Annotated in this window: 12 protein-coding genes; 9 read left to right on the forward strand and 3 right to left on the reverse strand. The window is 58.7% G+C overall.

Going from position 1 to position 13,255, the window contains the following annotated elements:
• Positions 1-12 precede the first annotated feature (12 nt).
• The 6 genes from KT71_RS12050 (at position 13) to nhaA (ending at position 7,448) form a co-directional block, all read left to right on the forward strand.
• Positions 13-756, forward strand: coding sequence for a cupredoxin domain-containing protein (locus KT71_RS12050; protein ID WP_008295110.1), 744 nt, complete (start codon positions 13-15; stop codon positions 754-756).
• On the forward strand, positions 743-3,100 hold the full coding sequence (locus KT71_RS12055; protein WP_008295109.1) for a putative bifunctional diguanylate cyclase/phosphodiesterase: 2,358 nt from the start codon (positions 743-745) through the stop codon (positions 3,098-3,100). Before KT71_RS12050 ends, KT71_RS12055 begins: the two co-directional genes overlap by 14 nt.
• The gene (locus tag KT71_RS12060) at positions 3,087-3,929 is read left to right on the forward strand and encodes a DUF3034 family protein (RefSeq protein ID WP_008295108.1); all 843 of its coding nucleotides are present in this window, start codon (positions 3,087-3,089) and stop codon (positions 3,927-3,929) included. Before KT71_RS12055 ends, KT71_RS12060 begins: the two co-directional genes overlap by 14 nt.
• Positions 3,926-4,345 carry a group I truncated hemoglobin gene (locus KT71_RS12065; RefSeq protein ID WP_008295107.1) on the forward strand — a complete coding sequence of 140 codons (420 nt, stop codon included), beginning with the start codon at positions 3,926-3,928 and terminating at the stop codon, positions 4,343-4,345. Before KT71_RS12060 ends, KT71_RS12065 begins: the two co-directional genes overlap by 4 nt.
• A gap of 138 nt (positions 4,346-4,483) precedes the next feature.
• A complete protein-coding gene (locus tag KT71_RS12070; RefSeq protein ID WP_008295106.1) occupies positions 4,484-5,908 on the forward strand; it encodes a class II fumarate hydratase in 1,425 nt (474 codons plus the stop codon).
• Positions 5,909-6,077: 169 nt separating this feature from the next.
• Positions 6,078-7,448 carry a Na+/H+ antiporter NhaA gene (gene nhaA, locus KT71_RS12075; RefSeq protein WP_008295105.1) on the forward strand — a complete coding sequence of 457 codons (1,371 nt, stop codon included), beginning with the start codon at positions 6,078-6,080 and terminating at the stop codon, positions 7,446-7,448.
• A 3-nt stretch (positions 7,449-7,451) separates the two neighbouring features.
• On the opposite strand, the gene KT71_RS12080 is transcribed toward nhaA, so the two are convergent.
• On the reverse strand, positions 7,452-8,798 hold the full coding sequence (locus KT71_RS12080) for a DUF2254 domain-containing protein (RefSeq protein WP_023659706.1): 1,347 nt from the start codon (positions 8,796-8,798) through the stop codon (positions 7,452-7,454).
• 132 nt (positions 8,799-8,930) lie between these two features.
• On the opposite strand from KT71_RS12080, the gene dusA reads away from it, so the two are divergent.
• The 3 genes from dusA (at position 8,931) to KT71_RS12095 (ending at position 11,472) form a co-directional block, all read left to right on the forward strand.
• Complete coding sequence (gene dusA, locus KT71_RS12085; RefSeq protein WP_008295103.1) at positions 8,931-10,010, forward strand: tRNA dihydrouridine(20/20a) synthase DusA; 1,080 nt, start codon at positions 8,931-8,933, stop codon at positions 10,008-10,010.
• A gap of 62 nt (positions 10,011-10,072) precedes the next feature.
• Complete coding sequence (gene tal / locus KT71_RS12090; protein ID WP_040362330.1) at positions 10,073-11,026, forward strand: transaldolase; 954 nt, start codon at positions 10,073-10,075, stop codon at positions 11,024-11,026.
• Positions 11,023-11,472 carry a tellurite resistance TerB family protein gene (locus tag KT71_RS12095; protein WP_008295101.1) on the forward strand — a complete coding sequence of 150 codons (450 nt, stop codon included), beginning with the start codon at positions 11,023-11,025 and terminating at the stop codon, positions 11,470-11,472. Before tal ends, KT71_RS12095 begins: the two co-directional genes overlap by 4 nt.
• Before the next feature lie 60 nt (positions 11,473-11,532).
• Here the strand turns inward: KT71_RS12095 and KT71_RS12100 are convergent, their stop codons facing one another.
• Both KT71_RS12100 and KT71_RS12105 read right to left on the reverse strand, forming a co-directional pair.
• Positions 11,533-12,015, reverse strand: a complete 483-nt coding sequence (locus KT71_RS12100) for an STAS domain-containing protein (protein WP_008295100.1) — start codon at positions 12,013-12,015, stop codon at positions 11,533-11,535.
• Positions 12,012-13,205: a response regulator gene (locus KT71_RS12105; RefSeq protein WP_008295099.1), complete on the reverse strand. Its 1,194-nt coding sequence runs from the start codon at positions 13,203-13,205 to the stop codon at positions 12,012-12,014. Before KT71_RS12105 ends, KT71_RS12100 begins: the two co-directional genes overlap by 4 nt.
• Between the last annotated feature and the right edge of the window lie 50 nt (positions 13,206-13,255).

Raw genomic sequence — 13,255 nt, forward strand, 5'->3', positions numbered from 1 at the left:
CAGGACCTCGTAATGCCGAGGCTTTTTCTAGCCAGCACCAAGCTCGATGCACCTGCACCCGTCGCAGGCTTCGCGGTAACACTCCTTCTCGGCGGCGCTCTTGCCCTGCTTACGGGTGCGGCCATGGCCGCTACGGAGCTGCTGTTTGAGGATGAGACCGGCGCCCCCGTCTCCGACGTGATCGTCTGGCCCATTTCAGGAAGCCTATCCCTACAAAACGCTCCTGCACAGGACGCCGCAGCGACCAGCGTGACGACGCCCTCGAGGAATATTGATCAGCGCAATAAACGCTTCGAGCCCTTTATCAGCAGCGTTCGGCCGGGCACCAATGTGTTTTTCCCCAACAGTGACGACACCCGCCACCACGTGTACTCATTTTCCGAGGGAAACGCCTTCGAACGAAAGCTGTACCGCGCCAACGAGGCCGATCCCGTCCGCTTTGAGAACGAGGGTATCGTCGCCCTGGGCTGCAACATTCACGACAACATGCAGGCCTACGTCGTGGTGAGTAACGATGCCATCGTACAGAGCAATAGTTCCGGCCGTGCCAGCCTGCCTGAGGGCACCTCTGCGGTGCGCATATGGCACCCGTCTCTCGGTGACGAACCTCTGGAGACCGCGCTTGAGGACCTGACAAAAGTGGGAACAGATACTTATTCCTGGCCCCTTCCCTTCACCTGGTCGGACCCCCAGGCACCCAAGAGCAATGCCCAGCTGGAGTCCCTTCTGAAGCAGTTTTCCCGTGATCCCAAATAGTCTTGCGGGTCGCTTACTCGCGCTCCTGGTAGGTTTGCTGGGAGCCGCTCTTCTGGCATCCACCGTGGCTGCTCTGCGTGCGGCCAACGCCAACGTCACAACCCTGGTAAGCAGCGAGCTGGAGGTTCGGGACCGCATCGCCCGTTTTGCCCTCGCACAGCGGGCGGAATCCCTCGAGGAGCGCGTCGGTGTCGTCACCGCCGACTTTGCCTTCAAGGCGGCGGTTGCCAGTAACGACAGAAACACTGTTCTCTCTGCCCTGGCCAATCACGGCGAACGTCTGAATGCGGACCTGGCTATCCTCCTGGATACAGACCGATCTATTGTGCTGACCTCAGCGGATGCGCAGGAGGTACCGGCGTCCCTCCTGACGGGCATCGATACGAACTCCCTCAAAACCACCACGATGTTGGAGGTGGTTGATAGCCGTCCTTATCAATTGGTGATCAGCCCCGTTCTCGCACCAGCTCCCATCGGCTGGCTTGTGATCGGTGACGAGGTGGACCAGGAAACGCTCTCTGAGTTAGCGCAACTGACCAATGCCGACGTCAGTCTCGTGGTGTCCGGGCAGGCGGCGGAGGCTACGAAGTTTACCTCTACCCTCGCCTTTGCCGAGGAGCTTGCGGCACTCAAACTCGACGATGCCGTGGAGGCCCTCCGGGACCGGGGCTGGCTGACGCGCCCCCTGCCCCTGAAAGTCGATGCCACGGCAAACGCTACGCGCACGGACCTGTTGCTGTCCCTGTCCCTCGATGCCGCCCTCGCAGAATACAACCCTTTGCGTATGCAGCTGATTGCTATTGCATTGATTGCCCTCGTGCTGGCGATCCTCCTGGCCCTGGGGGCGTCGCGATGGATTACCGGGCCGGTAAAAAACATGGTGACCGCCGCCCAGCGTATCGCCAATGGTGAATACTCCTACCATCTCGAGTTGAACAGCGGCACGGAGCTCGACACCCTGGCGGAAGCCCTCAGCGTTATGCAGGACACGGTTGCGGAACGTGAATCCCGAATACAGCATCAGGCACAACATGATTTGCTCACACAGCTGCCCAATCGCAACTACATGTACACCCTCTATCAACGCTATCTTCGGGAAAACCCCTCCCGGGCGTCTTTTGGCCTTGCCCTTATGGAACTGGAAAATCTTCCCCAGGTGCGTGACCTCTATGGCAGTGAGTTTAGCGACGAGGTCCTGCGGTCTGCATCGGAACGGGTGACGCGCAGTCTCCGCCGCGGCGACATGGCGGGTCGGGTAGGTGATCAGCAGATCCTCCTGTTTTTACAGGGATTGAGTCCCGACGAGACAGACTCCGTCATCGAAAAAATCAAGGAGCAAAGCGACGAGCCCCTGCTGATTAACGGCGTGCCCGTACGTCCGGAACTACGCCTGGGCTTTTCCTTCAGCCCCGGCCATGGCACGGACTTTGACGATCTTCAGCGCCGTGCCCAGCTGGCCCTGAGCCTGGCACGAAGCCAGGGACAGGAGTTTGCCGTGTATGCCCTGGGGCAGGATGAGTCGCATCTGCGCCAGATCCGCATCGCCAACCGTCTTCAGGAGGCTATCGGCGAGGACGTGTTCCATCTGCTCTATCAGCCCAAATTCAGCATTGGCGAACGTCGGATCAACGGTGCAGAGGCTCTCATCCGGTGGGACGATCCCGAGCTGGGCCAGGTATTTCCCGATGAGTTTATTACCATTGCGGAACAGACAGGCATCATCAGCAAGCTCAGCGAATGGGTCGTAGCTCGGGTAATCGAGGATCAGGTAAACCTGCGCAAGGCGGGTATCGACATCGCCATCAGCGTGAATCTGTCGGGACTCGATGTGCTTCAGGACGGCTTTGTCGACGGGATTCTGGAGGATGTACAGAGTGCCGGGCTTCCCGTGGACTCGGTGGTCCTGGAAGTCACGGAAACCGCCATGATGGCCGATGCCGACTCTGCCCGACGCAACATGGAGCGGGTGGAGAAGCTGGGAATGCGTATTTCCATCGACGACTACGGCACAGGGTTTTCCTCCCTGGCGCAACTGCGCAGCTTGCCGGTGCGGGAGTTAAAACTGGACCGCAGCCTTGTAGACACCATCGACGAGGAGCTTGGCGACCGGCTGATCGTGCGCTCTACCATTGATATGGCCCATCACCTGGGCCTCGAAGTCGTGGCAGAGGGCGTGGAGACGGCGGCAATCCTTGCCCTCCTTCGCGACATGCATTGCGACGTCATTCAGGGGTACCTCCTCGCCAAACCCATGACCGTCAATGCCCTGGGGGAGCTCCTGGAGCAGGAGTCCCGGAACACCGCACACATTACGGAAACACTGGATCATCATGCAGGCTTGTAAAGCAGCAACGGCACTGCTGTCTGTCGCGCTGACCCTGGCTTCTCTGACCGCCGTTGGAGACAGCAAACTGCTGGGGACTTCCGGCGGCCAGCAGATCGAAGGTCAGGCCGGGGGCGGTATCGTACCCTGGGCATTACTCGCCGGCTATGGCGATGTTGGTGAAATGGGCGTGAGCGCTGCGGCAACACGCGTCGCCCTGGATGATTTCACCCTCGATGTTGCTGGACTGGCGGTGAGTTATCACAACCGCTTCGAGCTGAGCTATGCACGACAAACCCTCGATGTGGAGCCGCTGGGCCTTGAGATCCAGCAGGATGTGATCGGCGCGAAGCTCCGTTTGGGCGGCGATTTGATTTACGGTAAAACACCGGTAATCACCGCGGGTATTCAGTGGAAGAAAAACCGCGACAATACCGTCCCCGAGTTATTGGGTGCGACGGATGATCGGGGCGTGGACTACACACTGTCTGCCAGTCGCCTTTGGCTGGATGCTTTTGCCGGGCGAAACGTTTTCGCGAATGCCACGCTTCGCTACACGGAGGCCAACCAGACGGGTCTGCTGGGCTTCGGGGGACCCGACGGCGGCCCCCGGGTAGTTGCCGAGGGCTCCCTCGGCGTGTTTCTCAGCCGGCGCTGGGTTGTAGGTGCGGAGTATCGCCAGAAGCCGGATCAGCTTGACAGTGTCGCGGAGGATGCCTGGGCGGATCTGTTTGTCGGCTGGTTTCCGGGCAAGCGGGTATCCGTCATCGGGGCTTACACGGATCTTGGCGACATCGCGGGATTAACAGACCAGAGAGGCTTTTACCTATCTTTACAATTCACTCATTGATCCCCGCGGCCATCGCCACGGCCGTCCTTCTCTCCGCCTGTGCCCCGGTAAATCGGGAGCCTGACGCTCTTTATCACGAGCTCGGGCAGGAAGCGGGTATCGAAGCCATCGTGGATGAGTTTCTCTATGCCCTGGCGGACAACGATCGTTCCCTGCCGCTGTTCGCCAACACTAACATCGAACGCTTTCGGACGCAGTTTGCTTTGCAGCTCTGCGCCGTGAGTGGCGGGCCCTGTGAGTACGAGGGCGATAGCATGGCCGCGACGCACCGAGGCATGAATATCGACAGGGCACAGTTCAATACCGTCGTGAGTGATCTCATTCAGGCCATGGAGGCAAGAAAGGTACCGACGGCCACGCAAAATAGACTTCTGGCACGACTTGCGCCGATGTATTCAGAGATCGTCGGCCAGTAGATTCGGCCTCGCCTTCTCTTTCTCCCCTCTTCCCCCTCTCGTCGCCTCTCTTCCTGCCCTGCTATCGCGCAGGATCTCTGCCTACCGGGAATCAGCCGTGATAGGGTTTGTTCCCACTTCCTGAACAAAGGAGCGTTCATGGCCAAGCAGGACGAAGCCCCTATCGATTACCGAAACCGGCGGGAAGAGCGCGACAGCCTCGGCCCGGTCAAGGTGCCGGAAAACGCGCTCTGGGGCGCCCAGACCCAGCGCGCCATGGACAATTTCTTCATCGGTGGCGCACCCCTCCCCGCCACCTTTATCCGGTCCCTCGCCGCTGTCAAAGGCGCGGCCGCCTCAGTGAACGCCGAGCTCAAGCTCCTTGACGAAGGGATTGCAGAAACGCTGGTAGAGGCGGCAGAAAAGGTCATGCAAGGCGACTACGCCCAGCACTTTCCCGTCGATGTCTACCAGACCGGCTCCGGCACCAGCAGCAATATGAATATGAATGAAGTGCTGGCGCGTCTTGCGAGCCAAAAACTGGGGCGAGAAGTCCACCCCAATGATCACGTTAACCTCGGCCAGAGCAGTAATGATGTTATCCCCACCGCCCTGCAGCACGCGGTATGCACCCTCACCGTCGAGGAATTGCTTCCGGCGCTTGAGGAACTTGAACAAACGCTGCTGTCTCGAGGGGAGGCTTTTTCCGGCATTGTAAAAACCGGGCGTACACACCTCATGGACGCCATGCCGCTTCGCCTTGACCAGGAATTTGGCGCCTGGGCGTCAGACATCGCCTCGGCACGTCTGGGCGTCGAATGGTCCCTGAAACGCCTCCGGATACTGCCCATTGGTGGCACGGCCGTGGGCACCGGCGTCAATACGCATGGGGAATTCGGACCGGCAGTGGCTCGCTATCTATCAAAAGACGCACGGCAGACATTCCAGGCGCAAGATGGCTTTTGCAACCTTGGCAGCCAGGACGCCGCCGTGAGTATGAGTGGCCAACTAAATGTTGTGGCCACCGCGCTCCTCAAGCTTTGCAATGACCTTCGCTGGATGAACAGCGGTCCTCACTCAGGATTAAGGGAACTCTCACTCCCCGCCCTCCAGCCCGGGAGCAGCATCATGCCCGGCAAGGTCAACCCGGTCATCCCGGAGGCGGTAGCGATGGCCTGCATTCAGGTAGGCGGTCTCCACACAGCTATCACCACGGCAGGACAATCGGGCAACTTTCAACTCAATGTGATGCTCCCCCTCATCGCCAGCAACTTGCTGGAGGCCGTCACGCTGCTCGCTCGGGGCGCCTCCTCCATGAGTCAAAAAGCCATTCCTGACATCACGGTTAACGCCGACCACCTCCGCGAACAGCTGGCGCTGAACCCCATTCTGATTACGGCCCTGAACAAGCATATTGGCTACGCCCAGGGCGCTGCCATTGTGAAGGAAGTCGAAGAAAGCCAGAGAAGCGTGCTGGAGGTTGCCCTGGAGAAAACCGATCTCAGCCGGACGCAACTCGAAGCGCTCCTGGATCCCCTAAAACTCACGGAACGCGGCATTCCCGGGGATGACGGAGCGAACTAAACCGCTAAGCGCGATTTAACGGAGGTATCGCTCCTTTGTTAAGCTTGGGGCACACAGCTTGTTTGTCCGTTCAAGCGTTTGTTTCTTTACCGCTTTCGCACCGTATCGCACCGCAGCATTAGCAGCGGCTTATTCATCAGTTTCCAACACAGCTATAAGGGAGTCCTTAGTGTCATCTGACGACCAACTTCGCGAAAAAGCACCCCTGGAGAAACCGGCAGAAAAGCTCCTGGCCCCCCTGAGCCAGTTTGTTCGCAGCCAGGCCGCCAGCGGCATCCTCCTCGCCATCGCCGTTGTGTTGGCTATGGTGATGGCGAACAACGGGTTTCACGAGCTCTACGAAACCATCAAGCACCTGCATTTCAGCATTTCCCTGGGATCCACAGCGGTCGATATGTCCCTGAAACACTGGGTCAACGACGGCTTGATGGTGCTGTTTTTCTTCCTCCTGGGTCTGGAAATCAAGCGCGAACTCATTGCCGGGGAACTCCGGGACGTGCGCAAGTCCAGCCTGGTGTTTTTTATGGCCGCCGGCGGCATGATTCTCCCGGCCCTCGTGTACCTTGCGGTGAACGGGGTAACCGACGCAGGTGCGGCACGGGGCTGGGGCATTCCCATGGCAACGGATACTGCGTTTGCCCTGGGAATTCTCGCCGCCATGGGCAGTCGTGTTCCCCGGGTTGCCATCGTACTGTTGTCTGCGCTGGCGATTCTCGACGACATCGGCGCGGTTATGGTAATCAGCCTCTTCTACACCGACGAGGTGCTCCTCGCCCCGCTCTTCAGGGCCGTGTTTGTTCTGTTTTTGCTGTTAGTTCTCAATTTATCCGGCTTTCGACGACCATTGCCCTACGGCCTCCTCGGCGTCGCCCTTTGGTGGTTTGTGCTTCAGTCCGGCGTTCACGCAACCACCGCCGGCATCCTGGCCGCCATGGCCGTACCGGCCCGCCCCTACGGCAGCACCACCTGGTTCCTTGAAAAAATGGAGGACATCGTTAAACGCTTTCGCAAAACCCACGACCCGGATCAGAGCGTGCTGGAAAAAGACGAGCACGAGGAACTGGCCGAGGAAGCCCGTAAAGTGGCGCGCGCCACCCTGACGCCGTTGCAACGCTGGGAGCGGGCAATGGATATCCCCGTGAGTCTGCTGATCGTGCCTTTGTTTGCGTTCCTGAATGCGGGCGTACTCCTACCCGATGATATCGGCTACCTGTTTACGGCACCCGTGCCCCTGGCGGCGGCCTTAGGTCTTACCGTTGGTAAAGCCGTCGGCATCAGCGCCTTTGCATGGCTGGGACTGAAGCTTGGCGTTGCCCGCATGCCCGAGGAGCTCGTTTTCGGGCATCTTGTGGGCCTGGCGTTTCTCGCGGGTATCGGCTTCACCATGTCGCTCTTCGTCAACTCGCTGGCGTTTGAGGACGCGGTTTCCCTGCAGGAAGACGCCAAGCTGGGAATTCTCATGGGCTCCCTGACCGCGGCTATTCTCGGCACCTCCATACTGCTGTGGCTACACCGACGGGGCGATAGCAATGACGACTGAGTCTCAGGCGCTGATCTTCGAGGCTGCCTCGTTGGTTCCCGCCCGCAGACGCTGAAGGCTTTGTTTAATCGGCAAAAGATCGTGGGATGCGTGAACCGCGCTATCAATCTGCGCCCATATGCGCTCGCCTTCAGCTCGCAGCAAGGAGAGACGATCCCGGCGCTGAGTAAGGGCCGCCAATCGGATAAGCGATTGCATGAGCCGGAGGCTGACCTGTAGGTCATCGGAGCTCGACTGCCGCATCGGGGCGTAGACCAGTTTGACGAGATAGGCAAAATCCACGGGGCGCAGTAGCAAACGCGGTTCTTTGTCCGGCCCCAGTACCACGCTCCCCGGCAAATCAGCATCCACCACCTCCGACAAGGCCAGGGTCAGCCAGTCGATGCAGGTAATGGCGGTGCCCGGATCGTTGATCCCTGTCGACAGGGCCCGGGCCGCTATCTGCTGGATCTGCGTGATGGGAAATTCCGGATCCTGAATGGGCGTTCGTAGGGGGCCCGTGGTGATTTGATTGCGTAAGGGCGCCCCCGCGTCAGCGAGATCAATACCGCCTTCTGACCATACATATAATAAATCAGAGCCCGGGATAACAAAGTCTCCGGGGCGGGCACGGAGAATAGCGAGGGCCTTGTAACGTCGCAGTTCATCCACGAGCCCGGTGTAATCAACGGTCTGAATATAGCCCTCATCGACAGCGTAAAGGGTCTCCTTTGACATTCCGGACGTCGCCTTGCGAAACGATAGCGTCGTCGACTCCCGCTCCGGCATGTCCTCGTTATCGCAAAGGCGGCACATGTCCTGCCGCAGCTGCTTCCCCAGACGCTGAATCAGCTGATCCGCCTGAAGATCAATGGCCGTGCGATGAATAAAGCCAATAAACTCGATGAGGGCTGCCATGGCCAACGCGAGGGCCAGAAACACTGACAGCCGCGCTTTATCGCCGGGATGAAGGCTGATGGAGACCGCGAGAGCGTAGACTGCGGTCCCAAAGAAAAGCCCCAGAGAGACTTTGTTTCGAGTATTTTCCAGAAAGTGTCGAAGAACCTTGGGACCGTACTGACCCGAGGTCAGGGTGAGGGCGACCATGGTTACCGAGAAAGAGATGCCTCCAACGCTGACGAACGCTGAGGCAAGCACACCCATTAAATTACGGGTCGCCTCCACATCCATCCCGAAATCCGGAGACGCAATCGCCAGATCACCAAAGTTTCTGTCGATGCTCAAAGCAACAACCGCGAGGGCAATGGCCAGAAACGACAGCAGGGTGGGAATCAGCCAGATGCTGGTTTTAAGCCACTCGAGGTGGCGTTTTAGCACCGTAGAATGAAGAGACTGGTTTGTTGTTGCCATGGCTCAGTGCTACCGGCTGGATCAGTGGCGTCCTGTGGGAGGTTTTACCTTACAGGAGGCCCAAGGGTGAATCCAACTGGTGAACTGCGTACCTCGCAGCCTCTCCTCGCTTTTACTCCCGGCGCGACAAGTGTGCAACGCCCCCCGGGTGTCGATACAATTGCGCGCTTTAGGCCTCTGACGGAGCCGGCGCGTCTCACCCATTTTATGTTTTCCGATTTACCCACACAGAAAGAGGCGTCGCCCTGGCGTTTTTGCACAGCCCCCATGATGGACTGGTCTGACCGCCACTGTCGCTATTTCTGGCGTCTCCTGTCCCGCCGTGCGCGCCTGTACACCGAAATGGTCACCACGGGTGCCCTTATTCACGGCGATCGTCAGCGGTTTTTACAGTTTCACGAGGAGGAAGCACCGATAGCCCTGCAGCTGGGAGGCTCCAACCCCGGAGATCTGGCGCGCTGTGCCAAATGGGCCGAAGACTGGGGTTACGATGAGGTCAACCTCAATTGTGGCTGTCCATCGGACCGCGTGCAAAACGGGGCTTTCGGGGCCTGTCTCATGGGCGAAGCGAGCCTCGTGCGCGACTGCATATCAGCCATGCGAAGTGCCTGCGCCATCGATGTAACCGTGAAGCACCGCATTGGTATTGACCACATGGAAAGCTATGAGGAGCTCTGTGATTTTGTCGGCACCGTGGCCGAGGGCGGCTCTGAGGTCTTCATCGTTCACGCCCGCAAAGCCTGGCTCAAAGGGCTTTCCCCCAAAGAGAACCGCGAGGTCCCGCCGCTTAACTACCCCTGGGTCTATCAACTCAAGGAGGATTTCCCTGAACTGACCATTGTGATGAATGGCGGTATCGAGTCCCTGGAAGATTCCCAGACACATCTCGGCCACGTCGATGGCGTGATGCTGGGACGCAGCGCCTATCACAACCCCTGGGTGCTGGCGGAGGTAGACCATCGCCTGTTTGGAGACGTGAAACAGCCCCGCTATCGTGAGGACATCATCGAGGCGATGTTGCCCTATGTTGAGAAGGAATTAGCCCACGGCGCGCGCCTGAACCAGATTACCCGCCATTTACTCGGCCTGTATCAGGAGGTACCCGGTGCCAGGCGATACCGGCGTCTTCTCAGCGAACAGGCCCATCGCCCCGGAGCCGGCGCCGATGTGCTCCGCGCCGCCGTAAACGAAGTTACCCGGCTGGCCGCTTAGGTAAAGCGACGTAATCAGCGCCATGGAGCCGCCCTGCAGTGAAGCCACAAGTAGAGAACCCTATGACTGACAAGCTAAGCCAACTCAAAACCATGACCGATGTGGTAGCGGACACCGGGGACATCGAAGCCATCCGCCGCTTCACCCCCCTGGATGCCACCACCAACCCCTCGCTGTTACTCAAGGCTGCGGCCCTGCCCCATTACCAGGATATTCTTCTCGCGGCCAAGGCCCGAGCGGGCCGTGAGGGTGGAAGCAACCGCGAGCAGCTCGCGGCCTCCTGTGATTACTTTGCCGTCGCCGTGGGCACAGAAATTTTAAGCATCGTGCCGGGGCGAGTGTCTACAGAGGTGGACGCAAGACTGTCCTTTGATCGTCATGGCACCATAGAGCGGGCAAAGCGAATAATCGGCTTATATGAAAAGGCCGGCATCTCCCGGGAGCGCATCCTCATTAAGACCGCATCGACCTGGGAGGGCATCAGTGCCGCACTGGAGCTGGAGCGAGAAGGCATCCAGTGCAATCTCACTCTGCTCTTCGGATTTCCCCAGGCCCAGGCCTGCGCCGATGCGGGGGTATTCCTCATTTCGCCCTTCGTGGGTCGGATTCTGGATTGGTACAAGGCTCACACGGATCTGCAAGTGAAAAGCGGGGATGATGACCCCGGCGTTCAATCCGTCAAACGCATCTACAATTATTACAAGCAACATCACTACACCACCGTGGTCATGGGAGCGAGCTTCCGGAATTGCGGCGAAATCGAAGCCCTTGCGGGCTGTGATCGATTGACCATCAGCCCGGCATTGCTCGAAGAGCTTGAGGGCGACGAGGGACCCTTGCCACGAAAACTCGATCCTAACCATGCAAACAGTGGCGACGCCAAAACCGTCCTCGATGAAGCGACTTTCCGCCTTGAGGTCAACGAAGATGCCATGGCGACAGAAAAACTGGCCGAGGGTATTCGCAATTTCATTGCCGATCAGCGGCGACTGGAAACGCTGGTGAGCGAACTGTGATTGATGCACTGAAAAAACTGTTTCTGGAAGGTCCCGAAGAGAACACCAGGACGCCCGACGAGGTGCGACGCATCGCCACTGCGGCGCTACTCATCGAAGTTGCCCGCGCCGACTTTGCCCAGGACGCCGAAGAAGAGGCTGCCATGGCGCAGCTCCTGGTGAGCACTCTTGCCCTCGACAAACAAACCGTGGACGCGCTGATGAGCGAGGCAAACGAGGCCGTGGATCAAGCGACGTCCCTGTATGAATTCACCCGACTGGTGAACGATCACTACGGTTACGAGGAAAAGTGCCAACTCATTAACGCCATGTGGCGCGTCGCCTATGCGGACAAGTCACTGAGCAAGTACGAAGAGCATTTAATCCGTCGCGCGTCGGAGCTTATCTACGTCAATCATGAAGACTTCATTCGGGGAAAAATCGCTGCCAAAGAAGCGGTCGCCTAGGCAGGTCGGCGACGGTGGCAAGAGTCGCGAGGGTAGCGAGGGTGATGAGACGCCGGGGGATCAGTGGCGCTCCAGGGTCGCTACCAGCTCACTGAAACGCTCGCGGTTTTCCGAGGATACATCCATAAGCGCCCGATGGGCTTCAAGCACCTTTTGACGCACCTCGTCCTCGCTCCCCGGGACCATGGGAATACTCTGACCACTGCCCGTCGCACAGCAGGTCTTTGCATGCATTTCAAACAGCCGGTCCAGCCCCATGCTGCTGAGGAGACGATTAATGCCGGCATCACAGCAATAGATCGCGGGGCGGAAGTCAAAACGATCATGGACGGACATCGCCAGCTTGGCCAGCTGACCAAGGGTCGTGCTATCGATGCCCTCCACATCACAAAGATCCACCCAGACACTGCAGAACTCCGGATCATCCAGCATGCTGTCAACGTAGTCTTCGATGGAAGCACACAGCGTCAGGCGAACGTCACCCACCAGACGCAGCACATAGGCGCCGTCCTTCCGTGCTGCCAGCACCTGACCGTCACTCATGACTCATCACTTACCCGCTTGCTCACAAAAAGCGCTGCTATATCATCGGGGGCGGTCTCTGCGCTGTCCAGTCCCAGCTTTGACACCAATTCCTCGGGCGTGTCCGCCGTCTGCGCAAAAATATCGAGAAAAAAAGCTTCTTTCTCCACCAGATTCTTGGGCGGTAGAATTTCCAGAATGCCGTCGGAAAACAGCGCCAGCATGAACGCGTCGGGCAGCTCCACGCTGTGCTCGTTGTACTCGGCGTCGCGCATCATCCCCACCGCGTTTCCTCCACCCTCAAGATAAACCGCACCTGCATCGGACACCAGTACGGGCATGGGTAAATGGCCGGCCACGCTGTAGTGCAGGGTATTCTCGACCTGGTCCAGGACGCCCACCACCATGGTGGCGTACTTTCCGACATCAAGCTCAAGGAGTTCCCGGTTAGCGAGGGTAAGCATGGCCACGGGACCTAAAATCGTATTGTCGTTGCGGCGCAGGTAATCGGAGCGCTTCCGCGCGAACAGATTTTTCAGGAGCACCGTGGTGAAAGCCGATGAGCTGCCATGGCCCGATACATCAGCCATAAAAAACACGACGTAGTGATCGTCAACGGTGAAATAATCCGTGAAGTCACCACTCAGATACAGGGAAGGAATAATCGTATGGCTGAACATGTAGTCGCTCACCACCATGGGGGAGCTGGGTAACATGCGCATCTGTACCTGACGGCCCGCCTGCTGGTCCTTCTCAAGCACGCGCACGGTGTTTTTTAGCTCGCGGTTGGCAGCCTCCAACTTCTGTCGGGACTGCTGCAACTCCCGACTCATGGATCGCAGGCGCACACAGCGCTCCATGGAGGCTAAAAGCGCGTCGGGGTCGTCCAGGGGCGTAGCAAAAAAATCGTTCGCGCCCAGGCGCAGGGCGCGCATCATGCTGGCGGAGCGGGACTCGCTGCTAAACATCATCACGGGCACCTGGATATTCAGCTCCCGAAGACTGGCGCCCTCCTCTGCCCAGGCCTCCGGCGTAGCCTGTACATCGCACAGCACAACGTCCCAATCGCTGTTTTCACCCAGGGAATTGCCAAAAGCGTCCAGAGAATTTGCTACGGAAGTGGTAAAGCCGGCAGAAGAGGCCAGGTCAGCGAGATCACTGCCCCGGTTCAGATCGTCGTCAATGACCAGTACCTTACCGCTATAGGCCATCCGGTATTACTTCGTCAAAATAGTAAGCAGAACCCTACGCCTGCCGCCGC

The organism is Congregibacter litoralis KT71, from assembly GCF_000153125.2.
Lineage (GTDB): Bacteria > Pseudomonadota > Gammaproteobacteria > Pseudomonadales > Halieaceae > Congregibacter > Congregibacter litoralis.